Source organism: Enterococcus sp. AZ141, assembly GCF_051714385.1.
In the GTDB taxonomy this organism is placed as follows: Bacteria; Bacillota; Bacilli; order Lactobacillales; family Enterococcaceae; genus Enterococcus_D; species Enterococcus_D entomosocium.
In genome coordinates, this window is the sequence record NZ_JBIORT010000001.1 from 2,243,175 (window position 1) to 2,268,309 (window position 25,135).

Here is a 25,135-nt window from a genome sequence, read left to right on the forward strand (position 1 = left end):
ATTGATGGCTTTGCCAGGTGTTGTCTGGTTTATCTTTTTTTTCTATATACCTGTATTCGCAAATGTGGTGGCGTTCAAAGATTTCCACATTTCACCAGACGGCTTTTTTGCCAGTTTGAAACAAAGCCCATGGGTCGGCTTTGATAACTTTAAATTTTTATTTGCATCCAATGATGCTTGGCTGATCACTAGAAATACCCTACTCTACAATATCGTATTTTTAGCATTCAACCTATTCTTTGCGATTGCCTTTGCCATTATAATGAGTGAGCTACGCAATAAGCGTTTGGTAAAAGTTTATCACACGATGTCACTGTTGCCGTACTTCCTTTCTTGGGTGGTTATTTCGTACTTTGTCTATGCCTTTTTGAGTCCAGACAAAGGGATCATCAACCAATGGATCACGGGTATGGGCGGTGAAGGAATCAACTGGTATGCTGATCCGAAATGGTGGCCGTTTATTTTCGTCTTTATGAATGTCTGGAAGAGCTTAGGCTACAACAGCATCATCTATTATGCGTCAGTGGTCGGGATCGATCAAACGTATTACGAAGCCGCGATGGTCGATGGTGCCAGCAAATGGCAGCAGATTAAAAATGTGACGTTGCCACAACTGATTCCAATGATTTCCGTCTTGTTGATTTTGAACATCGGTGGGATCTTCCGTGCCGACTTCGGACTTTTCTATCAAGTCCCACGAAACTCTGGGGCGTTGTACCAAGTCACCTCCGTTTTAGATACGTACATTTATAATGGACTGACTGCCACAGGCGACTTCGGGATGACCGCAGCTGCCGGCCTTTATCAATCAGTGGTTGGGGCATTATTATTACTAACAGCGAATTTGGTTGTTCGTAAACTAGAACCAGATTCAGCATTATTCTAAGGAGGATGGATAAATGAAGAAAAAAGTAACGAAAGTCGAGATCCGCTCCTTTAACCCAACGGTCAACCTGATTTTTAATATCGTGATCGGTCTGTTCGCGATTTCCTGTGTCTTGCCGTTTCTCTTTGTGATCGCGATCTCATTGACCAGTGAAACCTCTTTGGCAGAAAACGGCTATCGCTTTTGGCCACAAGAATTTTCGTTCGCAGCATATACCTACCTGTTTAGCGGACAAATGAGCAGCAAAATTTTCCAAGCATTTGGCGTATCTATTTTTATCACTGTTTTTGGTACCTTCGTCAATGCAACGATGACTTCGCTATATGCCTATGTCATCTCTCGCTCAAATTTTCCATTCCGTCGGTTCTTTACGATCTTCGCTTTGATCACCATGTTGTTTGCGCCAGGGATGGTTGCCAATTACTTAGTGATGGTCAACTTGATCCAATTGAAAGATACGATTTGGGCATTGATTTTACCCCTTGCCTTAGGGCCTTTTAATATCCTTGTTATGCGGACCTTCTTTAAAAAGACGGTACCAGATAGTATTATAGAATCTGCGCGCATCGACGGTGCCAGCGAAATGAAGATTTTTCTATCCATCGTGTTGCCGTTAGCGGTTCCAGGGATCGCGACGATCAGTCTATTTGCCGCTCTTGGCTATTGGAACGACTGGTTCAATGCATTGTTGTATATTCAAAAAGACTCTTTAGTGCCGTTACAAGCACTTTTGATGCGGATTCAAAGTAACTTGGACTATCTAGCTAAAAGCTCTGGTATGGCTGCCCAGATCCAAGGTGGTTTGGCCGCTTTGCCAAGCGAAACTGCTCGCATGGCAATCGTTGTTGTTGCAACCTTACCGATTGCGATCACCTATCCATTCTTCCAACGGTATTTTGTCGGTGGTCTGACAATTGGTGGCGTCAAAGAATAATCAAATGAGTATAGGGAGGAAACAAAAATGAATTTGTGGAAAAAAACAGCTTTTGCTGGGATGGCCGCAGCGGCAACTTTGGGAATGGCTGCCTGTGGGTCGAACGGCGCAACATCCGATTCAGAAAACAATGCAGACGGCGTAACGACTTTATTGATGTATCAAGTCGGGGACAAGCCAGAAAACTTTGATCAATTAATGGAGATCGCTAATAAACGCATTGAAGAAAAAACCAACGCTCGCATCGATCTGCAGTATATCGGCTGGGGAGACTGGGATCAAAAAATGAGCACCATCATTTCATCGGGTGAAAACTACGATATTTCCTTTGCCTCAAACTATGTTGCGAATGCGCAAAAAGGCGCGTATGCAGATTTGACGGAGTTAGCACCAAAATATGCCAAAGAAGCGTATGATCAATTAGACGAATCTTATATCAAAGGCAATACGATCGACGGAAAATTATATGCCTTTCCAGTCAACGGCAATATTTATGCCCAACAAGTCTTGACCTTCAATAAAGAGTATTTAGATAAATATGATTTGGATATCAGCGGGATCGAATCTTATGCGGATGCCGAAGACGTGTTGAAGAAGTTCAAAGAAGAAGAACCAAACATCGCACCGTTTGCGATCGGACAAACCTTTAATGTTTCTGGAAACTATGATTATGTGATTGGGAAAGATTACCCATTTGCTGTCAAATTGGATGGCGATACAACGAAGATCATCAATAAATACGAAGATGATGAACAAATGGAAAACTTGAAATTGATGCACAAATGGTACAACGAAGGCTTGATCCCAACCGATGCAGCCACCAATACAACTGGTTACCCATTAGAAGGCAACACATGGTTCATGCGTGAAGAAACCCAAGGACCAATGGATTACGGCGATACGATCTTAAGCAATGCCGCAGGTCATGAATTGGTTTCACGTCCAATCACGAAACAATTAAAATCAACCGGACAAGCGCAAATGGCAAACTTTGTCGTAGCGAATGTTTCGAAAAACAAAGAAAAAGCAGTGGAAGTGTTGGGCTTGTTGAACAGCGATCCTGAATTGTTGAATGGATTGGTTTGGGGTGTCGAAGGCGAAGCATGGGAAAAAATCGAAGGCCAAGACAACAAGATCCGTCTCCTTGATGGCTACTTGCCAAATACCCGGATGGCTGCTTGGAACACTGGAAACAACATGATCCTTTACACACAAGAATCCATCACAGACGATATGATCAAAGAGCGTGATGAAAACATCGCTAACGCGGAAGCATCACCAATCTTAGGGTTCAACTTCAAGACTGATAACGTGAAAACAGAAATCACGAATATCGCCAATGTCATGAACCGTTACAAAGCAAGTTTAGCAACCGGAACGATCGATCCAGAAGAAAATGTTCCGAAACTAAACGAAGAATTAAAAACCGCTGGCTGGGAGAAGGTCCGCGATGAAATGCAAAAACAATTTGATGAGTACCGCGCAAGCCAAGAATAAGCAACAGGTGGTTCTCATAAATCAATAGATCAAGCAAGCCGGAGGCTAAACGCATCAGGACCAATGGTTCCCACGTCTAGCTTTTGGCTGCTTTTTCTTTTAAAGTAAATAGCAAAATCTTTGATAAAAAACGTTACTTTTGTTTTTAACGTTCAAACAGCAAGCATGTTGCATCTAAAACGTACATAGCATTAAAAGATTCTCAGGTAGCTTGAGTAGGAAGCTGGAATCATGCTACATTTTCGGTAGGGAACAAATAAGGGAGGAATTTAAATGGAAGAAACAGCAAATAGCGGGTTGGTCAAGGGCTTTCGCTTGATTTGGGCGATCGTGAAGTTGAATTTGTTTTTTGTCGTATTGACGCTTGCCGGTGGTGGAATCTTAGGGATCGGTCCAGCGTTTCATACCATCAGTGCTTTGATCCACGAAGATGGACTGAACTATGAGAATCAAAGCTTTCGTAGTGCATGGCGCATTTGGCGCAACGTCTTTGTCAAGGCCAACAAGCAGTTTTATCTGTTTTTCCTACTGACAGGGTTCTTAGTGTATAACTTGTATTTAGCTACCCAGATCCAAGGCTTGATTTGGTTGATGATCTCTTTTGTTTTAGTTGTTGTCAGTGGATTGAGTGTTTTACTGTACCTGTTAAGTGTGGTTTTTGACACGTCTTATGAGATTTCCTTGTGGAATAACCTGAAATTGTCCTTTGTGTGTCTGTTTCTTCATATGGCGACCTTTCTAAAATTACTGGTTGGGATCGCTAGTATTCTAGTTTTTACTTGGATGATGAAAGGGCTCTTGCTCTTTGGAACATTCAGCTTACTGATTTTATGGTGCCATGTGGCGATCAGCCAGGAAAAAAACGTCATTGATCGGGATTTGGCACATGACTAAGTGGCGTTTTCGTTTGTTCAAACATGATTTTTTGATCAATCAGTTGATGCAGCTGTACAGTGTGCTCTTGGTGATCATCTCCATCATTATTATGCTGGTCCTGACCGCTTATACCGGAGCGGATCGTTTTACTACGAGTGAACGTTTAGTGGAGAGCACAAGCTTGCAGCTGGATGCTTACGTGCAAGATCAAAATACCGTTGTTTCAACGGTACTTGGCGAATTTACTAGTTCAGATACCGCCTTTGAATCATTACGCAACTATTTGCAGCTTTCATTGCCAGATTATTTTTCCTATAGTAATGATATTTTTCGCCAGACGGGACAGAGTGTATACTTGCCCAATATTCTCTATCGTTTGATTCGTAATCATCCTAGTATCGAAGAGATCATCATTAAATTGGATGAAAGCAATGAGACACTAGTGGCAACGCCGGATACACCTTACGGAGAAAAACACAGCGGCAAACAGATTGATTTAAAAAATCGTCTGTTTTTTGTTCGTTCGATCGCCCAACCAAGTAATTATGCCCAGCCCCTAGGCCAAGTCTACGTGATCTTTCGTTCAGACGATGTTTTAGCCAATCGACAAGAAGACAACCAAATTCATGGAATCAACAGTTTTTTGTATACCTCAAATGGTCAGCGGCTGTACAAGGATGCCACGAACCTCAGCAAGGAAACTTTAGCCAAAATTGATCAGGCGGTTGCTCACGGAACCATTCACGACACTCTTTCGAAAGACTTTTATATCAAAAAACAAACCACTGTCAGCGGAGAAGTGTCCCTGGTTTTGTTGTCAAAAAGGGTGATTTGGCGGGATATTTTTTCCAGCGCCATTTGGATCTTTAGTTTTGGGATTGGGATTCTATTATTGGTCCTATGGGTGCTTCATCGCACCTTTAAGCGCTATACATCGCAAGTAGAGCAGATCGTCTATGCGACGAAAGAAGTCAGCCAAGGGAATTTTGACAAACGGATCGATACCGCCAATGTCCAACAAGAACTGAAAGAAATCGCAGAAGCCATTAATCAAATGACTTACAGTATCAACGAGTACATCAAAGATATTTACACACTGGAGATCAAACAACGGGATGCCGACATGCGGGCATTGCAAGCCCAGATCAATCCGCATTTTCTCTATAACACCTTAGAATACATTCGAATGTATGCCTTGAGCCGCAACCAAGAAGAGCTGGCAGATGTCGTCTATGCCTTTTCGGCACTGCTACGGAACAATACGACGCAAGAAAAGACGAAGACCTTAAAAGAAGAAATCGATTTTTGTGAAAAATATGTCTACTTGTTTCAGATGCGCTACCCAGATAAGATCGCCTATCATGTAACTATCGATCCGACATTAGAACAGTTGGAATTGCCGAAGTTCACGCTGCAGCCGCTTGTCGAAAACTATTTTGTTCACGGTATCGATTATCAGCGCAATGATAACGCCATCAGTATCAAAGCTTATAAAGAAGCCGATCAGATCGTGATTGAAGTCAAAGACAATGGCAAAGGCGCAGATCCGCAGCAGTTAGCGATGATTCATGAAGAACTGCAAAATCAGGAGATCGGAGCCCAAACCTCGATCGGGATCAAAAATGTTCACGAACGGTTGCGGGGGATGTTCAACGGCGCCTATCAAATGGATGTTACGTCTCAAGCAGCCGCTGGGTTTACGGTCAAGATCCGTCTAGATGAAAACAGTTTGCAAAGGGGGCATGAGGCAGATGTATAAAGCAATGTTCGTTGACGATGAATACATGATCTTGCAAGGGCTGCAGATGATCTTGCCTTGGCAAGAGCTGGGCTTTGAGGTGGTGCATACAGCGAAAAGTGCTAGTGAGGCTCTCGAGTATCTACAAGAACATTCCGTTGATTTGCTGATCACGGATATTCGGATGCCAGAAATGAACGGCATCGATATGATCCGCCAAGCGCAAGCGTTTGGGAATCGATTCTTCTCGATCATTCTCTCAGGCTATCAAGAGTTTGCCTTTGTCAAACAAGGCATGGCGTTAGGTGTGCGTAATTATCTGGTCAAACCTGTTAACAAAGAAGAACTGCGTAGCAGTGTTCAAGCAATTGCAGCTGAGTTAGAGGAGCAGCAAAAACTGTTGGCAGAAAAAGAACTTTATCAAGAATCAAGCCTGCTGCTTTGGTTGAATGATGAATTGAACGAAAGCGAGTACCTCCATTTGCTGGCGCAGCAGAGGGTGCCGCTAGCAGCACCCTTTACCGTTTTGCAGTTCAATGGGACTGCCGAGATCTTACAAAAAATCACGACGTTTTTTCAGCAACACGATCAGCCATTGATCTTACCAGGGCGATTAGATGAAAACCAAGTGATCATTACCGCAGCCGGACCAAGACAACAAATCAACGCTGTCTTAAAAGCATTAGCCCAGCAACTTAATAGTAAAGACTGGCAGTTGATCATGAGCGAAACCATCAACGAGTGGGAGAATTTGTATAAAGCCTATGAGAAAATCAAGCAGGTTCAATCGCTGCAAGCCTTCTATCCAGATCTGTTTTTACAAGAACAGACGATCCACGTGGATATATTAGAGCGAAACGAAGAACTCCCGTTTCTATCTTTTAACAAAGCGCTGACCATCGGGGATGTTAAAACAATCCAACATGAGCTAGATAAAATGTTCGCTATTTTGGAACAAACCCAAGCAGACCCTGAGCATGTTCGTTATGTTTCTTTTTTATTGTTCAATGATATTTATCGGCAACTGCCGGTGCTTTCCCAAGAAAACCATGAGCAGATTTTAGCACGAATCCGCGAGTCCAATACATTGGCAGATTTGCGGCAACTCTTTGATGATGTGCTGGAATTGGCTAAATCACAACCGCCGCAAAAACGTTATTCAGAGATCGTTCAAAAGACGATCCAGCTGATTGAAGAAGGTTATACCCATGATTTGACGGTCAAATCAGCGGCAGAAGAACTGCACGTTAGTGTTGTTTATTTGGGGCAGCTCTTTAAGAAAGAAACGGAAATGAGCTTTAATCAGTATGTCAATCTGGTGCGCATCAAGCAAGCCCAACAGCTGCTGCTTCATTCGAAAGCCACGATCAGTGAGATCGGGGATCGCATTGGTTACAACAATACCAACTATTTTTCCAAAATGTTTAAGAAATTGAATGGTTTGACCCCCAAAGAGTTTCGCGATACCTATGAACAGCATTATGAATCCCTTGATTGAATTTAGATTTCTTCAAAAAAAATCCGGTTTTTGTGATTAAATGATAGTAATTGTGACGCTTTCACGGTAAACTAAGAGAGGAAAAATAAAGAAGAGAGCGTGATGTTGTGAAAGAAACCAAAAAATTTGCACAAGTTTTGATAGGTACCGGGCTGATTGCGTTAGCCATATCCTTATTGATCACTGCCCATCAAGGATATGATACGATCAGTACGTTTTTGTTAGGAATTTTGAATTTTATCGATGTCCCTTTTTGGATAGCCAGTTTGTGTTTTAACATTGTTGTTTTGTTGATCGTTGCAGTCTTTGATCGTGCCGAATTAGGCATTGGCAGTTTTATCAACGGGATCGGCTTAGGCTTGTTGATTGGGATCTTTGAACCAGTGATGGACAAAGTATCAATTCATTTGCCTTTCTACCCATGGATCGCTATTTTCGCGGCACCGATCTTATTTGGCATCGGCGCCGGCGTTTACGTTTCTTCCAACAAAGGTTCAGCGGCGTTAGAAGCCTTGACGGCCTTGATCTACAAACGAAGCAAATTGACCCAAAAAACGATCCGTATCGGCTTGGATGCTGCGATGGTCTTGATCGGTTTTGCGTTAGGCGCCAGTGTGGGGTTAGGTACTCTCTTGTGTATCGTCTTTATTGGCCCAATCTTTGAAGCCACCATGAAAACCATCGCTGCCCGGAGGAAAAACGCCTAGCCTTGAGAATAAGTCGGAAAAAGCTGTCTGTGAGGGCAGCTTTTTTGCTGCTTCTATTTAAGGAAATCATCTGAAGAAAGAGGAATCCTGATTTCCTTAAGATTCTCTGGGTAAAAAAAGTGTTTTCTCCATGGTTCCCGACTGATTGGACTTGGTATACTGATAAGACGAGCAAAGGAGAAGTGAAAATGAAAAGTTATCGTTCGACGATTGCGGCTTGCTTTGTAGGGTACATCGTTCAAGCCGTGATCAATAATTTTGCCCCCTTATTATTTTTGACCTTTCAAAGCCAATACCAGCTACCAATCAGCCAGATAACTTTGTTGGTCAGTTTTAACTTTTTGACTCAGTTAGCCGTCGATTTTGCAGCAATCTTTTTTGTAGACCGTATCGGCTATCGTATTTCGATCGTAGCGGCGCATTTTTTTGCAGCGATCGGCTTGATTGGTTTAGCCATTTTTCCCTTATGGTTTCCGACCCCGTTTAGTGGATTATTAGCAGCGGTTTTGTTGTATGCCATTGGCGGTGGCTTGCTGGAAGTTTTAGTCAGTCCCATCGTTGAAGCCTGTCCAACGGAACATAAGGAAAAAACGATGAGCATGCTGCACTCGTTTTATTGCTGGGGGTACGTGGGGGTCGTTTTGTTCTCAACGGCGTTCTTCATGGTGTTCGGTATTCAACAGTGGCCGATTTTAGCGATCGTCTGGGCGCTGATCCCGTTGGTCAATTTGTTTTTCTTTACCAAAGTCCCGTTGGCGCCAATCGTTGCCGAAGGAGAACGAGGGTTGACCACTCGGCAGCTCTTTTCCTTGAAAAGCTTTTGGCTGTTTCTGGTGATGATGGTCTGTGCTGGAGCCAGCGAACAAGCAGTCAGCCAATGGGCATCGACCTTTGCTGAACAGGGCTTAGGTGTTAGTAAGACACTAGGCGATTTGGCAGGACCGATGGTTTTTGCCTTGATGATGGGGATCTCCCGCTTGCTTTACGGCAAATTTGGAGAACGAATCGATTTGAAACGCTTTATGTTTTTGAGTGTTTTGCTTTGCCTACTGGCGTATATGATGATCGGCTTTGCTTCATTGCCATTGATCGGGTTCCTTGGCTGCGGCTTAAGCGGTTTTGCCGTAGGGATCATGTGGCCGGGGGTCTTTAGTCTTTCTGCGCAATACATTCGCAACGGCGGGACGGCGCTATTTGCTTATTTGGCATTAGCGGGAGATCTAGGATGTTCAATCGGACCCGCTGTCGTCGGTAGCATCGTCGAATGGACGGGACAACAGCTGCAGGTTGGGATTTTAGGTGCGATCATTTTCCCGATCATCTTGCTGGCAGGAATTTATTTGGTTCAACAAATGCACAAAAAACGACAGCTTCCGTTGCTGGTTTTTCAAGAATCCACAAAAGAATAAAAAAATTTTGGAGCAAATGCCGTCTTTTCATGGTATTTGCTTTTTGTTTTCTGAAATTCCTCTAGTCAAGATAGTTTCTATCCGCTATACTTTGACTTATTCATTTAAAAAGGAAGTGATGTTGTGAAAAGTCAATTGAAAAAAGAAATCAGTTTTTTTGGGGCATTATCGACAGTAATGGGAACGGTGATTGGCGCCGGCGTGTTTTTCAAAGCAGCGGCTGTGGTCCAGCAGACCCAATCGACTGGATTGACCTTGTTGGTTTGGCTGCTTGCCGGCTTTCTAACGATTTGCGGCGGCTTGACCGTGGCAGAGTTAGCGACGGCGATTCCTGAGACCGGCGGACCTATTCGATATATCGAAAGAATTTATGGGAAATTACCCTCCTTTTTATTAGGCTGGGCACAAAGTATCATTTACTTTCCAGCGAACGTGGCGGCTTTAAGTATTATTTTCGCAACACAATGTTTGAACTTATTTCATCTACCTAGCAATTATTTGCTTCCTTTATCGATTTTGACCGGAACGAGTGTGACCTTGATCAATCTTTTGGGAACAAAAGCTGCAGCTCAAGTCCAGTCCGTCACCTTAGCAGTCAAGCTGATTCCGATTGCGGTGATTATCGTGGCTGGCCTGATGACACCAGGGCAAGTATCGGTCTCATTGGTGGATTTTTCTTCCAATACTCAAGGATCCCTTGCAGCTGGTATCAGTAGTGCCCTCTTAGCAACCCTTTTTGCTTATGATGGCTGGATGGGGGTCGGCAATGTCGCTGGAGAAATGAAGCGACCCGAAAAAGATTTGCCAAAAGCCATCATCTTTGGGTTGAGTTTTGTTACCTTGGTGTATGTGTTGATCAATGTTGCCTTTTTAAAAACATTGCCGATCGATCAAATCGCTGGTAATTTGAACAGTGCCTCAGAAACTGCGATGGCCTTGTTCGGCAGTTTTGGCGGAAAATTGGTCACGATCGGTATCTTGATCTCTGTGTATGGCGCATTGAACGGCTATACAATGACTGGCTTGCGGGTCCCATATGCGATGGCGTTGGAAGATGAGATTCCTTTCAGCAAGACCTTTGCGACCTTAAGTAAAACCACTAATGCACCCTATGCGGCGGCCTTTTTACAATTAGGGATCGCGTGTGTCATGATGCTTTTAGGCACCTTTGATCTCTTGACCGATATGCTGGTTTTTGTTATGTGGTTCTTTAGTGTATTATTGTTTGTAGGAGTTTTTCGTTTGCGAAAAACAGAACCGCAGATGAAGCGTCCGTATAAAGTTCCTTTCTATCCAATCATTCCCTTGATTGCGATTTTAGGCGGCTGTTTTATCTTGATCATGACCTTGATCACTGACACGTGGTTAGCAGTCGTGGGAATCGGCGTGACGTTACTAGGAATTCCCGTTTTTTATGGAAAAGCAAAAGGAAAAGCGAGAGGGGCGAAAGAATGAAGATCGTTGTACTTGATGGCTATGCGTTGAATCCAGGGGATTTGGCTTGGCAAGGGTTTGAAGAATTAGGAGAGGTGACGGTGTATGATCGTACCTCATATACAGATAAACAAGAAATTATTGAGCGAATCGGTGATGCCGAAGCGATTTTGACAAATAAAACGCCGATCACCGCTGATGTGCTCAAAGCATGTCCGCAATTGACCTACATTGGGGTATTAGCAACTGGATACAATGTCGTTGATTTGGCAGCAGCGAAAGAACAAGGAATCACCGTGACCAATATTCCTAGCTACAGTACCAATGCAGTGGCACAAGCGACCTTTGCTTTGCTGCTGGAAGTGACGAATCAAGTGGGACACCATAATCGTTCCGTGCATCAGGGAGACTGGCAAACTAGCAAAGATTTTTCTTATTGGCAGACACCGTTGATGGAATTGGCAGGCAAAACGATTGGGCTGATTGGATATGGTGCGATCGCTCAAGCAGTTGCCACGATCGCACATGCGTTTCAATTGAAAGTAATCTACTTTAATCATCGACCAAAACCAGCACAAGCGGATTGGGCAAAACAAGTTTCGCTGGCGGAACTGTATCAAGAAGCAGATATCATTAGCCTTCATGTTCCACAGTTTCCTGAGACAGAAAAAATGATCGATCGCACAGCATTGGCACAAATGAAATCTTCTGCGATCCTGATCAATACCGCCCGTGGCGGCTTGATCGATGAAGCGGCAGTTGCTGAAGCGCTGAAAACCGGGCAGATCGCAGCCTTGGCGGCAGATGTCGTCTCGAAAGAACCGATTGCAGCGGACAATCCCTTGTTGCAAGCACCAAATTGCTATTTGACGCCGCATATCGCTTGGGCGCCAGTCGAAACCCGACGTCGTTTGATGGGGATCGCTGTGGCGAATTTAAGCGGCTTTAAAGCAGGTACAGCGCAAAATGTCGTGTAAGCAAAACGAGCAAGTAAAAGGACTTTGACAAAGCAGGCGACTAGTAAAGCAGTTAGTCTCGCCAACACAGTAACCATTTCGACCAGTCATCTAGCCTCACAAGGTGGTCGGTCGTAGGACTGGTGGTTTGTCTAAGTCTTTTTTTGCTGAAAAAGAAAGGAGACGGTCTTGAAAAAGTATTATTATCTAGCGGTCTTTATCAGCTTGGTTGTCTTTAGCTGGCTGATCCAAACCCAAAGTAGCCGCTTTTATGCACAGCCGATTATAGAAGTACAAACGGTTCAAGTTACAGCCGACCAGCAGCAGATCCAAGGGATCCTTCGCAACGGAGAAGAAGCTGGGGTACTACGGACAGCCACTACAGAATACACGCCGAATGGTGCGATTCATCCGTTGTATCAGACTGGACAACAGCTGCTTTTGCAAAAAGAAGGGGATGGCTGGCAGGTACAAGCACAAAAACGGGATGGGTATCTCTTTTTCTTCCTTGCCTTATTCCTGATGGCAGTAGTCGCAATTGGTGGCAAAAAAGGCTTACGGGCTTTGCTTAGTATCTTTGTGAATACTGGCTTGCTGCTCCTTTTTCTTTGGTTTCACAAAGGCAACAGCTCCTTTTCATTGGTCTTTTTGATGATCGTTTTTACGATCGTCTCGTTGGTTATGACGATGGGGATTTCTTATGGCTTTCGCACGATCGACAGCCGCAAAATCATTGCCTCCTTAGCCAGCGTTCTCTTGGCGTTTTTTCTCTGTCGATTCGCCATGGATCTTTTGCAAGATCATGGGTTGCGCTATGAGGAAATGTCGTTTCTGACCCGTCCGTATCGCAGTGTCTATCTAGGAAGTCTGCTGATTGGCGCAATCGGTGCCAGCATGGACAATATCGTCATGCTGATTGCCAGTTTAGATGAGATCCAACGCATCAATCCCCAGACGAGCCGCAAGGAACGATTAGCGATCGGTCGGTCCATCGCGCAAGATACGACTTCTTCGATGATCAATGTCTTGTTGTTTGCCTATTTAAGTGGGAGTATGCCAGCGCTATTGTTTTACCTAGCCAATGGCTGGCTGCTGTCGCAAGCATTGCCGATGCATCTTTCTTTAGAAATAGTGCGTACAGTATGCGGCGGCTTTGCGCTGGTTTTATCGGTACCGTTGACGCTTCTTTGCTTTGAACTACAAAGGAGGAAAGCAGGATGAATGTTTTGTTTGTGTTGATCTTGCTTTTTCTCTTGCTGACTTTCGCTGTTTTTCGGATCGAAGGGCTGTTTCAAGTCACAGGTCTGTTTATGAATGTGGCCGTCTTTCTAGCGCTACTGGTCCTGATTGACCGAGGGGCACCGATTTTACCAGCGGCTTGTGTTGCCTTTTTAGCCGTGGCGGCGATCACCTTGTTTTTCGTGAACGGCGTCAATCAGAAAACCAAAATTGCCTTTGTCTGTGTGTTGGTCTTTCTAGGGCTTTTTCTACTATTATTTCCTCTTGTGCTCTCTGCAATGAATCTTCATGGGTTTTCGGCAGAGGAACTCGATGAGTTGGCGATGTATTCCTTTGATGTAGCCATCGATTTTAAGACATTGATGACTGCGATCATTTTGATGAGTTTTTCGGGGGCGGTGGCAGATGGGAGTATGGCGATCAGCACTGCGACCTATGAACTTTTTCAAGCAAACTCGCAAGTCTCAATCAAGGCATTAAGTAAAAGTAGTATGACCGTGGTATCAGACGTATTGTCTTCGACGATCAATACCTTATTGTTTGCCTTTATGGGAAGTAATCTGGCGTTGATTGCGTGGTTTCAAGATTTGTCGATCTCCTTTGGTGAAATGATCAATTCAAAGGCGTTCGTCTCAGAATTGATCGTTTGTTTGATCACGGGGCTGGCAGCGGTGATTATTTTACCCATCACCGCATGGGCAGCAAGTTGGTATTTTTTGAAAAGAAACCGAATGGAATAGGAAGGAGCGCAACCACCATGGAACCACTAATTGAAACTAAGCGATTAGTGCTGCGAGAAATGAGTCATGACGATCGACCAGCGATTGAAAAGATTTTGCAAGATCCAGAAGTTATGATTGCCTATGAAGGACCCTTCAGTGAGCAAGAAGTCACTGGTTGGATCGACAAACAGCTGCAACACTATCAAAACGATCACATTGGCTTGTGGCTAGTGATTGAGAAAGCATCCGGGCAAGCGATCGGTCAATGCGGGTTGACATGGCAAGACGTCAAGGGAGAAGCCGTTTTAGAAATTGGGTACTTGTTTCAAAAGAACTTCTGGCATCATGGGTTTGCCACAGAAGCCGCCCAGGCCTGTAAAGACTATGCGTTTGCAACGCTGAATGCCGCCATTGTTTATTCGATCATTCGTGAGAAAAATCAAGCCTCCATAAATGTGGCATTGCGCAATGGAATGAAGCTGGTGGATCGCTTTGTTAAACACTATCGACAAGTGGACATGCCGCATCTTGTGTATGCTGTGGCGAAAGAGATGTGAAAAACGAAAGAATGCTTTTTTCGATTTAGACAATGAAATGCCCCTAGGAAGTTAGCTTTTTCTAACTTTCTAGGGGCGTTTTTTATGCTTGCGTAAAGCTTTTTCGTTCGATGAGTTCAGCCCCTAAAAGGACTGTTTTGGTGATTGTTCGAGGATGAACGATCTGATCCACCAATAAATCGATCGCGGTTTTGGCGATTTCCTCCACATCGATGTTAAACGTTGTTAGTGGGGGAGCCACAAATTTTGCGATCTCATTGTCATTGATACTGATTAATTCCAAGCGATCAGGAATGATGATAGATCGTTCATTTAACGCTTGGAGCACACCAACTGCGACGGTGTCAGAAGCCACAAAGAGCGCCTCTGGCAAATTGTCACCAAGGGATTCCACCATTTTTTTCGCCAAACGATAGCCGGTTTCAACGGAAAAATTGCCACCAGTAAACAGGAACGCCTCATCGAACGCATCTCGACGAGCCAGCGTTTGACGGAAGATGATCTCGCGACTATCCATTTCTGCACGTTGAGTATCAGGATTTAGATAAGCGCCACCAATAAAGCCGATCTTTCGGTATCCTTTTGTTAAAAACAGATCGATCGCCAGTTGCGTCATTCGATCAGTATCGGGTTTGACCGTATCGAACAGCTCTGGACAGGGGTTGATTTCCAAAAGGACACCATAGGGGCAAACGGATTTGAACTGCTGCGTTTCTTTCTCAGTGAAAGAGCCAATCCCAATAAACCCCGCGACCTCTTGCAATGTTTCTAAAACATCATCTTCATGGGTGATCAGTTGAATTTCCAAATTGTTGATTTTCGCATATTTTTCTAAAGAGATTCGCAATTGTCGAAAATAGACATCTTGAAGCTCTTCTTGTTCTGTCAGCCAGAAAAGGACGGCGATTTTTTCTAGTGTTGTTTTTATTTTTGAGCGATCATAACCTAGTGATAAAGCGGTATGAATAATTTTTTGACGCGTATCGGCTGCGATCGACAACGTTTCGTCGCCTTTCAATAATCGGGAAACAGTCGCTTGTGAAAAGCCTGATTGCTCGGCAATTTTTTTTATTGTAACCAATCTTCTTCACCTCTTTCTTCTAGTATACGCTAACAACTTTACCAAGTAAATGAATTTACTAAATATATTTACTGAATAGTGGAAGTTAGTAACATAGAGGTATTTCGAAAAAAAATTTGTGTGATAAACCTTGATTTTATCCGTTTATTTACTCCATTTAAGAAATTAATTTAGTAAAACTATTTACATATTAAGTAAAATAATTTATTATAAATGAGAAGATAGCGTTTGCAAAATAAAGAAAAGGTGGAGAAATGATGATGAAAAAAATGTCTCGAGTTCTTTTTTTAAGTGTAGCAGCTTTAGGATTAGGTGCTTGCGGTCCACAAAGTGAAGGGACAGATAGTACTGCAGCAAATAGTGGCAGCGATAATGACTATGATCTATTGGTCTGGGAAGACCAAGCAAAATCAGCTGGGATTGAAGAGGCAGTCAAACAATTTGAAGAAGAACACGATGTGACGATCAAAGTGGTCGAAAAAGCCTATGGTGGACAGATTGAAGATTTACGATTGGATGGACCCGCTGGTACAGGTGCGGATGTCATCACAATTCCTGGTGATCAAATCGGTACAGCAGTTACCGAAGGGTTGTTGAAAGAATTAACAGTCGATCAAACGCTACAAGATCTGTATACGGAATCAGCAATGCAATCGCAAATCGTTGACGGCAAAGTCTATGGTTTACCGAAAGCGGTTGAAACACAAATTTTGTATTATAACAAAGAACTAATTTCTGAAGAAGACTTGCCACAAACAACGGATGAGTGGCTGGAGTATTCCGAGTCTGTTTTAGGTGCTGACAGTTATGGGTTACTGGCATTGTGGGATCAAATTTATTACGCACAAGGTGTATTGAGCGGTTATGGTGGTTATGTTTTTGGCGAGAAAGCCGATGGATCCTATGACCCTGAAGATATTGGATTAGCTAATGAAGGCGCGATCGAAGGGGCAGACTATATCCAACAGTTTTATGATGCCGGTGTTTTTCCATCCGGATTGGTCGGTGAACAAGGAATCAATGTGTTGGACTCTTTATTTACGGAAGGAAAAGCTGCAGCTGTCGTCTCTGGTCCATGGAACTTGTCTCCTTATAAAGAAGCGGGCATCGACTATGGTGTGAAAGAATTGCCATTATTAGGCAATGGTGAACATATGGGCTCCTTTATCGGTGTCAAAAGCTACAACGTAAGCAGTTATTCCCAAAACCCTGAATTAGCTGAAGCGTTCGTGAAATTTATCAGCAATGAGGAGAATTCAAAAGTCCGTTATGAAAAAACACAAGAAGTACCAGCGGTTGCTTCTTTGGCAGATGATCCATCAGTTCAAGAAAGTGAAAGTGCTGCAGCCATCGCCGCTCAGTCCCAACACGCAGAACTAACACCAGGGATCACTGAAATGAATTCAGTATGGGAACCAATGGATGCCGCATTGCAAACCATTGCTACTGGAAAGGCTGAACCGAAAACAGCTCTACCACAGGCAGTCGATCAGATCAAATCAGCCATTGCAGCAATTCAAAACTAAAAGTCGTTACGAGGACAAACGTTTCGGATGGTGATTCAGCACAAGGAATCAAGTAATGCCGAACGAAACGTTTGTCAGCGGCTTTTTCTTACAGGGGGCGAAAATGTGAAAAACACGCAGTCGTATGCAAAACGAGCAATGCTATTCTCGATAATACCAGGATTCGGTCAATTTTATAATCGGCAAAAAATCAAAGGCGCTTTATTTTTCTTCTTTTTTGCTATGTATCTTGTCGTCTTTAAAGATTTATTTAATATGGGACTTTGGGGCATCGTGACATTAGGCGTGGAAGTGCCGAGAGACAATTCCATCTTTTTATTAGCAGAAGGATTAGTTGCCTTGATCGTCATCGGTCTTGGTCTGTTGTTCTATTATTTAAACATCCGTGATGCCTATAAAAACGGCGAATTAAGAGACAATGAGCTACCAGTCAACTCTATCCGTGAAAGCTACCAGGCACTATTAAGAGAAGGCTATCCTTATTTAATGAGTAGCCCAGCATTTTTCTTACTCGTGTTTTCTGTTATTTTTCCGATTCTCTTTAGTATCGCGTTAGCTTTTACGAACTATGATCTCTATCATTCTGCACCTGCCAATTTAGCAGATTGGGTGGGATTAGAGACCTTTAAGAAGATTTTTACTGTCGATATTTGGCGTAGTACCTTCTTCAATGTTCTAGGCTGGACAGTTATCTGGACCTTGATCGCCTCAACGTTACAAGTTTCTATCGGAATATTTTTAGCGGTGCTGGTGCATCAAAAAGAACTACGATTCAAAAAGTTCTTTCGAACGATTTTGATCCTCCCATGGGCAGTTCCGGGATTTGTTACGATCTTGGTATTTTCAGGAATGTTCAATGATTCCTTTGGTGCGATCAATAATACGATTTTGAATTTCTTCCAGATTTCACCGATTCCTTGGCTAACGAGTGCGAATTGGACCCGTTTAGCTTTGTTACTGATTCAAGGCTGGCTAGGCTTTCCGTATATTTTTATCGTGACTACAGGGACGCTGCAATCCATTCCTGATGATTTGTATGAGGCGGCGACCATCGATGGTGCTTCAGCTATGCAAAAATTCCGACGAATCACATTGCCATTACTGCTTTATGCAATGGCACCAATTTTGATTACGCAATATACGTTTAACTTCAACAATTTCAATATCATTTATCTGTTTAATTCTGGCGGACCGGCAGTTCCTGGTTCGACCGCTGGTGGTACCGATATTTTGGTTTCATGGATCTATAAGCTCACGATGCAAAATAGTCAATATGCACTAGCAGCAGCATTGACGATTCTCTTATCGATCGTCGTGATCGCGATTGCTTTATGGCAATTCCGCCGAACAAATTCATTCAAGGAGGTTGGATAACATGAAGGCAGCAAGTATGAAAAAACAAAAATTTGTCCGCCTATCCTTGACATATCTTGTACTGATTTTTACGGTAGTGGTGATCGTCTACCCTTTACTATGGACGATCGGTGCTAGTTTTAATCCTGGGAACAGTTTAATAAGTACGAGTCTGATTCCGACGAGTCCGACATTAAGTCACTACACGAAATTGTTTGCTGGTGACAACTCGCTATATTATAGTCAATGGTATTTGAATTCATTGAAAATCAGTGTATGCACTATGTTCCTGTCACTGATCTTTGTCTCCATGACGGCTTATTCCTTTTCACGGTTTCGTTTTACAGGCCGTAAAAATGGATTGATGCTGTTCTTACTACTACAAATGATCCCGCAGTTCTCTGCCTTGATCGCAATTTTTGTACTGGCGCAAATGCTCGGCTTGATCAATAGTCATTGGTTGCTGATCTTGATTTACGTTGGGGGTCAGATTCCCATGAACACGTACTTATTGAAAGGATATTTTGACTCGATTCCGTTAGATTTAGACGAGAGTGCCAAGATAGATGGTGCAAGCAATACGCGAATATTCTGGCAAATTTTGATTCCATTATCTCGACCAATGCTGGCAGTGGTTGCCATGAATGGTTTCACCGGACCACTGGGAGACTTTGCCCTGTCTTCAGTGATTTTACGTAATCCTGAGTACTATACATTACCCATCGGGTTATACAAATTAGTCACGGATAAAATGGGTGCCAGCTATACGACTTTTGCGGCAGGGGCCATTTTGATCAGTATTCCGATCGCGCTCGTCTTTATTGCATTACAAAAACATTTTGTCACCGGTTTGACCGCTGGCGGCACAAAAGGATAGGAAGAGAAGATGACAAGATATAACTTAGAAGAACGCTTTTTACATGGTGGGGATTATAATCCTGACCAGTGGCTAAATTATCCCGAGATCTTAGCCAAAGATTTAGAACTAATGGAAAAAGCTCATGCTAATACATTTTCCCTTGGTATTTTTGCTTGGAGTGCCTTAGAGCCAGCAGAAGGGGTGTTTCAATTTGAATGGTTAGACAAAATCATGGATCAGCTCGCCGAACGAAACAGTAACGTCATTTTAGCGACGCCAAGCGGTGCGCGTCCTGCCTGGTTGTCTAAAGCATACCCTGAAGTTCTCCGGACCAATGAAAAACGGGAAAAAATGTTACACGGTGGGCGACACAATCACTGTTTTTCTTCGCCAATCTATCGTGAGAAAGTGGCGATCATCAATCGGAAATTAGCTGAACGCTACCACGATCACCCAGCACTATTGATGTGGCATATTTCCAATGAGTATTCTGGAGATTGTCATTGTCCTATTTGCCAAGAAAACTTTCGTCAGTGGGTCAAGCAGAAGTATCAAACGCTAGCAGCCTTGAATGAGGCCTGGTGGGGACCGTTCTGGAGCCATACGATCACCGATTGGTCGCAAATCGAATCTCCTTCACCGATCGGCGAAATGCAAGTTCATGGACTAAATCTAGACTGGCATCGTTTTGTAACCGATCAGACTATTGATTTCTATGAACATGAGATCAAAGACATTCGTCGTTTGTCTCCAGATGTGCCGATCACAACGAATTTCATGGCAGATACCCGTGATTTGATTCCCTTTTATAGTCTTGATTATGGAAAATTTGCCCAGCATGTGGATGTCATTAGTTGGGACTGTTATCCTGCTTGGCATAATGATTGGGGAACGACAGCCGATTTGGCAAGTAAGGTTGGGTTTATCAATGATCAATATCGTAGCTTGAAAAAGCAACCATTTTTGATCATGGAATCAACCCCTAGTGGTGTGAATTGGCATCCAGTCAACCGCACGAAACGCCCCGGGATGCATCTGTTGTCTTCTATGCAATTTATTGCTCACGGTTCAGATAGTAATCTTTATTTTCAATGGCGAAAATCTCGAGGCTCATCTGAGAAGTTCCATGGGGCCGTCGTGGACCATGACAACGACGAGCAAAATCGTGTTTTTCAAGATGTAGCAGAAGTGGGGAAAGCCTTAGAAGAAATCAAAGAAATCAAAGGATTGCACAAAAAAGCCAAAGTGGCGATCATCTATGATTGGGATAACAATTGGGCGCTCAATGATGCGCAAGGTTTTGGTTTAGAGAGCAAACGCTACCCACAAACGTTGCAAGAGCATTACCGCTATTTTTGGGATCATGACATCGCGGTTGATGTCATCACGAAAGATCATGACTTTGATGCTTATCAATTGATCATCGCTCCGATGCTTTACCTCTTATCAAAAGAAACTATGAAAAAATTTCAACAGTATACGAAAAATGGCGGGACACTGGTCTCCACTTATTTGACGGGGATCGTGAATGAAACGGACTTGACCTATTTAGGAGGATGGCCCCAAGAGTTAGAAGAACTGTTTGGTGTGTCTGTGAAAGAAATCGATACGTTATATCCGAAGCAAAAAAATCTGCTTTTAATGAAGGAACAGCAGTACCAAATTCATGATTATTGTAGTATTGTCCAAACAAACACCGCCCAAACGTTAGGGGTGTACGGTGCAGATTTTTATCAAGGTCAAGCTGCAGTGACCGTAAATGATTATGGTGAAGGAAGTGCCTACTATCTTGGGGGACGGACGGATCAAGCCTTTTTGGAAGACTTCTATCAAGAAGTAACACAACAGCTTCGCTTACAAAATGAGTGGGTCCGCCAAGGTTCAACGAACGTGTCGATTCAAAGTAGAGAAAGTCAGCAAGAGCAGCTCGCTCCGACTACCTATTATTTTGTGATGAATTTTTCCGAAGAAAATCAAGAAGTAGAGGTAGCAACTTCAGGAATCGACTTGCTTACAGGAAAAACGACAAACCAACTTCTTCAGTTGGCGCCTTATGAGGTGCAGATCATCAAAGTGACAGCATAAGATCAATAAAACTATTGTGTCAATTATATGAGAATAAAGAAGTACTAACGCTGATGAAAAGCGTTAGTACTTCTTTTTTATAGAGAATGGTTTAATTTTCTTGCGCAAATTCGGCAGCTTTTGTTCCTGCTTGGCGTCCGAAGATGATGATATCGGCAACTGCATTTCCGCCAATTCGGTTTTCACCATGCAACCCACCAGTTACTTCTCCGGCTGCAAAGAGACCTGGAATGATCTCGTTATCCGTAGCGATCACTTCTGTGTTGGTGTTGATCTTCACGCCGCCCATCGTGTGGTGGATACCAGGAGCAATGGCGATGGCATAGTAAGGTCCTGTTGACAAATCGTTGTCCATTGCTGTGCTGCGTCCAAAGGCTTCGTCTTCACCAGCAGCCACACTGCTGTTCCAGGTAGCGATCGTTTCAGCAAGCGCTGCTTCTGGCATGTCCAATTCTTTTGCCAATTCTTCGATCGTGTCAGCGGATTTGACTAACCCTTGTTGCTCGTAAAAATCAATGGCTGTTACGCGTTCTTTGACACCTGCATCAAAAACTAACGTTGCCGATTTTTCAGGTAGGGCAATAATCGCTTCAGAGACTTTGTCTCGTGTTTCCATTTCATTGAAGAACCGTTCGCCTTCTTGATTGACCAAGATCGCGCCTTCTCCACGGACAGCTTCAGTGATCAACAGTGATTTAGACTGATCCACTGTTGGGTGGATTTGGATTTGCTCTAAATCAACCGTTTGTCCGCCTAACGCTTCGATCATTTTGATTCCATCACCAGTCGAACCCTCTTGGTTCGTTGTCACGTAGTCTGCCAATTCTGGTTTGTACTCGGTGATCATGTCGAAATTGGCACCGAAACCGCCTGTTGTAACGACAACTGCTTTGGCATCAATGGTTTGTTCGTTTCCTTCTACTTCAACGGTCACCCCGTTGACTTGACCATCTTCTTCATTGATTTCTTTGACATCGGCATTTACAAAAATTGGGATTTCCAATTCATGGATGTTGCGCATCAAGCCATCAACTAAGTATTCCCCAACCGCGGAACCATCAGATGGACGGTGCGTTCTTTTTTCACTCATCCCGCCAGTCGTTGTTAAGTTGTCTAAAGTGATACCCATGGAATCTAACCAATCGATCGCTTCTGCTGAATGATCCACAAAGTAGCGCAACAATTCTTCATCATTGGTGTTGTGACCGCCAGCTAATGTTTCTTCATAGAATAGATCGTTTGAATCTTCAATGCCTTCTGCTTCTTGGAATTTGGTTTCTGAAGCGTTCATTCCTGCAGAAGATTTCAATGTATTCCCACCAGAAATTGGCATTTTTTCTAAAATAACTGGGTTTGCGCCAGCTTCCTTTGCTTGGATCGCAGCGGCCATTCCAGCGCCACCCGCACCGACAATCACGACATCGTAGCTGTCTGCAAGTTCGCTAGGGTCTGTGTATTCTTGACCAGATGCAGCTGAAGTTGCATCTGTTTCTTCATTAGCAGATGAACCAGTACTTGTGCTGCTGCTTGTTTGTGAATCAGCGCCACAAGCACTCAAAGTTGCTAACGAGGTTAGGACTAATAGTGTTTGGAAAATTTTCTTCATTGTTTTTATTCCTCCTAAAACTTTTTCCAAATCAAAGACTAACATAGTTGTCATGTTATTTTTAGGTTTTGTTCGAAAAATCACATAATAATTAGAAAAGTTTAATTTATAAAGCGTTTTAGTCGAGGTGAAAGGGTTTCTTGGTCATCATAAAAAAGAGTAGATTCGTGAATTTGTGGAAATAGAAGAATTACTGATTCTATGATTTGTTTGGTATTAATCATGAAGGGAGTGTGAAATGAGATTTGATTGGTCTCTTTTCTGTTATTGAAAAAAAGTACGTCACTGAGGTGCCGAGGAACGATCTCTTTTATTGAAAATAAATCAACCGCTTTGCGATCAAAAGATAGAAAGAAATTAGTGAAATCAGTATTTGTGGTCGCCAATTTTTATTCAATAAATAGAGATAGAATCTTGGGTTTCAAGAACCATTGCCAAGAAATTGCGGTGTTTCTTAAAAAAATCAAGAGAACTGTCTTGCAAAACCAATCCTTTCTTGTATAATAAAAATAAGTTAGGTCTACCTAAAAAATAAATAAACTATCCTTAACTATGGAAATGGAGTGAAAATAATGATTACTTTTTCAGAAATATCCGCAGCCTATGATGGCAATCATCAAGTGATCTCGGATTTGTCGTTTCAAGTAGAGAAACCAGCGATCGTAGGGATCATCGGACCAAATGGGGCAGGGAAGTCAACGCTGATCAAAGCGGCGTTGAAGTTGATCCCTTCCAGTGGGAACATGAGTGTCAACAAAAAAGCGTTAAAAGACTTTCAAAAGGAAATTGCCTATGTCGAACAAAAGACCGCGGTTGATTACACGTTTCCGATCACAGTCAAAGAAGTCGTATCTTTAGGCTTGTATCCTAAGATGCGCATGTTCCAAAGAATGTCGGCCAACGATTGGCAGAAAGTGACAGCCGCTCTGGCAGCAGTAGAAATGGAATCCTTTGCGGAGCGTCAGATTGGGGAATTGTCCGGTGGGCAGTTTCAGCGGGTCTTGATTGCTCGAACGTTGGTGCAAGATGCCAACTATATTTTCCTCGATGAGCCCTTTGTAGGGATCGATGCCACCAGTGAAGCGATCATCGTCGGGCTGTTACGTAACTTGCGAGATGCTGGCAAGACGATTTTTATCGTTCACCATGATCTGGGGAAAATCACCGAATACTTTGATTACTTGGTTTTGCTCAATCAAATCCTGATCGCTGCGGGACCAGTCAGTGAAGTCTTTACCGAAAGCAATTTGAAGCAAACATTTGGCGATGCGATCATCGTGAAAGGAGGCGTTTAACATGTTGACAAGCTTTTTTACCAGTTTAAGTAACTATCATTTCTTGCAAAATGCCTTGATCACGGCAGTCGCGATCGGAATCGTCGCAGGGGTGATCGGTTGTTTTATTATCTTACGAGGGATGTCCTTGATGGGGGATGCAATCTCTCATGCGGTCTTACCAGGGGTAGCCTTGTCTTATATCTTCGGCGTTCATTTTTTTGTCGGGGCGATCTTCTTTGGGATCTTGGCTTCCATGATTATTACCTATATCGCCAATAACAGCCTGATCAAAAGTGATACGGCGATCGGTATCACCTTTAGTTCGTTTCTAGCTTTAGGGGTTATCTTGATTGGGGTAGCAAACAGTTCGACTGATTTGTTTCACATTTTGTTTGGGAATGTGCTAGCGGTACAAGATAGCGACAAATGGCTGACGATCGCTATCGCTATCCTTGTGCTGGCAGTGATCATCCTTTTCTTCCGTCCACTGTTGATCACGTCTTTTGATCCGATGATGGCAAAGGCTTTTGGGATGAAAGTGCAAGCCTATCACTACTTATTGATGTTCTTATTAACTTTGGTTTCAGTGACAGCGATGCAAAGCGTCGGAACGATCTTGATCGTGGCTTTATTAGTCACTCCAGCAGCAACGGCTTATTTATATACAAAACAATTGAAGCATATGATGATCATCGCAGGGGTTTTAGGTGGTCTCGCCTCATTTATCGGCTTGTTTATCGGGTACAGCTTTAATATTGCCGCAGGATCAAGTATCGTTTTGACCGCAGGAGCCTTTTTCGTGATCGGTTTCTTGTTCTCACCAAAACAAAAGACCAGTCCAGTCAAGCGCTGGTCAGCGACAGCGGTTTTAGCAACGGCAGCTGTAGCCGGTGGC

Annotated in this window: 20 protein-coding genes and 1 pseudogene; 19 read left to right on the plus strand and 2 right to left on the minus strand. The window is 43.3% G+C overall.

All coding sequences use genetic code 11. From position 1 onward, the window contains the following. The first annotated feature begins 4 nt into the window (after positions 1 to 4). The 13 genes from IGI89_RS10390 to IGI89_RS10450 all read left to right on the plus strand — a co-directional run bounded on the left by IGI89_RS10390 (position 5) and on the right by IGI89_RS10450 (position 14,453). The gene (locus IGI89_RS10390) at positions 5 to 886 is read left to right on the plus strand and encodes an ABC transporter permease (protein ID WP_086294872.1); all 882 of its coding nucleotides are present in this window, start codon (positions 5 to 7) and stop codon (positions 884 to 886) included. A 13-nt stretch (positions 887 to 899) separates the two neighbouring features. Then, positions 900 to 1,820, plus strand: coding sequence for a carbohydrate ABC transporter permease (locus IGI89_RS10395; protein ID WP_005225516.1), 921 nt, complete (start codon positions 900 to 902; stop codon positions 1,818 to 1,820). A 27-nt stretch (positions 1,821 to 1,847) separates the two neighbouring features. Beyond that, entirely contained in the window at positions 1,848 to 3,317 is a 1,470-nt protein-coding gene (locus tag IGI89_RS10400; protein WP_438735625.1) for an ABC transporter substrate-binding protein, read from the plus strand. Between the two features lie 273 nt (positions 3,318 to 3,590). Continuing rightward, a complete protein-coding gene (locus IGI89_RS10405; protein ID WP_008378954.1) occupies positions 3,591 to 4,211 on the plus strand; it encodes a DUF624 domain-containing protein in 621 nt (206 codons plus the stop codon). Then, positions 4,204 to 5,952 (plus strand): sensor histidine kinase, encoded by a 1,749-nt coding sequence (locus tag IGI89_RS10410; RefSeq protein ID WP_438735626.1) that lies wholly within the window; start codon positions 4,204 to 4,206, stop codon positions 5,950 to 5,952. Before IGI89_RS10405 ends, IGI89_RS10410 begins: the two co-directional genes overlap by 8 nt. Beyond that, positions 5,945 to 7,429: a response regulator transcription factor gene (locus IGI89_RS10415; protein WP_086373171.1), complete on the plus strand. Its 1,485-nt coding sequence runs from the start codon at positions 5,945 to 5,947 to the stop codon at positions 7,427 to 7,429. Before IGI89_RS10410 ends, IGI89_RS10415 begins: the two co-directional genes overlap by 8 nt. Positions 7,430 to 7,536: 107 nt before the next feature. Then, entirely contained in the window at positions 7,537 to 8,136 is a 600-nt protein-coding gene (locus IGI89_RS10420; protein WP_438735627.1) for a YczE/YyaS/YitT family protein, read from the plus strand. Between the two features lie 188 nt (positions 8,137 to 8,324). Then, positions 8,325 to 9,545, plus strand: a complete 1,221-nt coding sequence (locus tag IGI89_RS10425; protein WP_042890478.1) for an MFS transporter — start codon at positions 8,325 to 8,327, stop codon at positions 9,543 to 9,545. Positions 9,546 to 9,668: 123 nt separating this feature from the next. Continuing rightward, positions 9,669 to 11,000: an APC family permease gene (locus tag IGI89_RS10430; protein WP_086332566.1), complete on the plus strand. Its 1,332-nt coding sequence runs from the start codon at positions 9,669 to 9,671 to the stop codon at positions 10,998 to 11,000. Further along, positions 10,997 to 11,956, plus strand: coding sequence for a D-2-hydroxyacid dehydrogenase (locus IGI89_RS10435; protein WP_086316390.1), 960 nt, complete (start codon positions 10,997 to 10,999; stop codon positions 11,954 to 11,956). The genes IGI89_RS10430 and IGI89_RS10435 overlap by 4 nt, the downstream gene beginning before the upstream one ends. Before the next feature lie 168 nt (positions 11,957 to 12,124). Then, on the plus strand, positions 12,125 to 13,156 hold the full coding sequence (locus IGI89_RS10440; RefSeq protein ID WP_438735628.1) for a YibE/F family protein: 1,032 nt from the start codon (positions 12,125 to 12,127) through the stop codon (positions 13,154 to 13,156). After that, positions 13,153 to 13,914, plus strand: coding sequence for a YibE/F family protein (locus tag IGI89_RS10445; protein WP_438735629.1), 762 nt, complete (start codon positions 13,153 to 13,155; stop codon positions 13,912 to 13,914). Before IGI89_RS10440 ends, IGI89_RS10445 begins: the two co-directional genes overlap by 4 nt. Positions 13,915 to 13,931: 17 nt before the next feature. Next, a complete protein-coding gene (locus IGI89_RS10450) occupies positions 13,932 to 14,453 on the plus strand; it encodes a GNAT family N-acetyltransferase (protein WP_244732175.1) in 522 nt (173 codons plus the stop codon). 82 nt (positions 14,454 to 14,535) lie between these two features. Here the strand turns inward: IGI89_RS10450 and IGI89_RS10455 are convergent, their stop codons facing one another. Continuing rightward, positions 14,536 to 15,534 (minus strand): LacI family DNA-binding transcriptional regulator, encoded by a 999-nt coding sequence (locus IGI89_RS10455; protein WP_438735630.1) that lies wholly within the window; start codon positions 15,532 to 15,534, stop codon positions 14,536 to 14,538. A 254-nt stretch (positions 15,535 to 15,788) separates the two neighbouring features. On the opposite strand from IGI89_RS10455, the gene IGI89_RS10460 reads away from it, so the two are divergent. The 4 genes from IGI89_RS10460 (at position 15,789) to IGI89_RS10475 (ending at position 21,357) form a co-directional block, all read left to right on the plus strand. Beyond that, positions 15,789 to 17,060 carry an extracellular solute-binding protein gene (locus IGI89_RS10460; RefSeq protein WP_438735631.1) on the plus strand — a complete coding sequence of 424 codons (1,272 nt, stop codon included), beginning with the start codon at positions 15,789 to 15,791 and terminating at the stop codon, positions 17,058 to 17,060. A gap of 138 nt (positions 17,061 to 17,198) precedes the next feature. Continuing rightward, positions 17,199 to 18,434, plus strand: coding sequence for a carbohydrate ABC transporter permease (locus IGI89_RS10465; protein ID WP_438735852.1), 1,236 nt, complete (start codon positions 17,199 to 17,201; stop codon positions 18,432 to 18,434). 1 nt (position 18,435) lies between these two features. Next, positions 18,436 to 19,290, plus strand: coding sequence for a sugar ABC transporter permease (locus IGI89_RS10470; protein ID WP_008378938.1), 855 nt, complete (start codon positions 18,436 to 18,438; stop codon positions 19,288 to 19,290). Between the two features lie 9 nt (positions 19,291 to 19,299). Continuing rightward, positions 19,300 to 21,357 (plus strand): beta-galactosidase, encoded by a 2,058-nt coding sequence (locus IGI89_RS10475; protein WP_438735632.1) that lies wholly within the window; start codon positions 19,300 to 19,302, stop codon positions 21,355 to 21,357. Between the two features lie 91 nt (positions 21,358 to 21,448). On the opposite strand, the gene IGI89_RS10480 is transcribed toward IGI89_RS10475, so the two are convergent. After that, positions 21,449 to 22,963, minus strand: a complete 1,515-nt coding sequence (locus IGI89_RS10480) for a flavocytochrome c (protein WP_008378933.1) — start codon at positions 22,961 to 22,963, stop codon at positions 21,449 to 21,451. Positions 22,964 to 23,535: 572 nt separating this feature from the next. Between IGI89_RS10480 and IGI89_RS10485 the strand changes: the two genes are divergently transcribed. Beyond that, complete coding sequence (locus IGI89_RS10485) at positions 23,536 to 24,258, plus strand: metal ABC transporter ATP-binding protein (RefSeq protein ID WP_438735633.1); 723 nt, start codon at positions 23,536 to 23,538, stop codon at positions 24,256 to 24,258. Position 24,259: 1 nt separating this feature from the next. Continuing rightward, a pseudogene (locus tag IGI89_RS10490) lies at positions 24,260 to 25,012 on the plus strand (iron chelate uptake ABC transporter family permease subunit); the annotation flags it as partial. Positions 25,013 to 25,135: the final 123 nt, after the last annotated feature.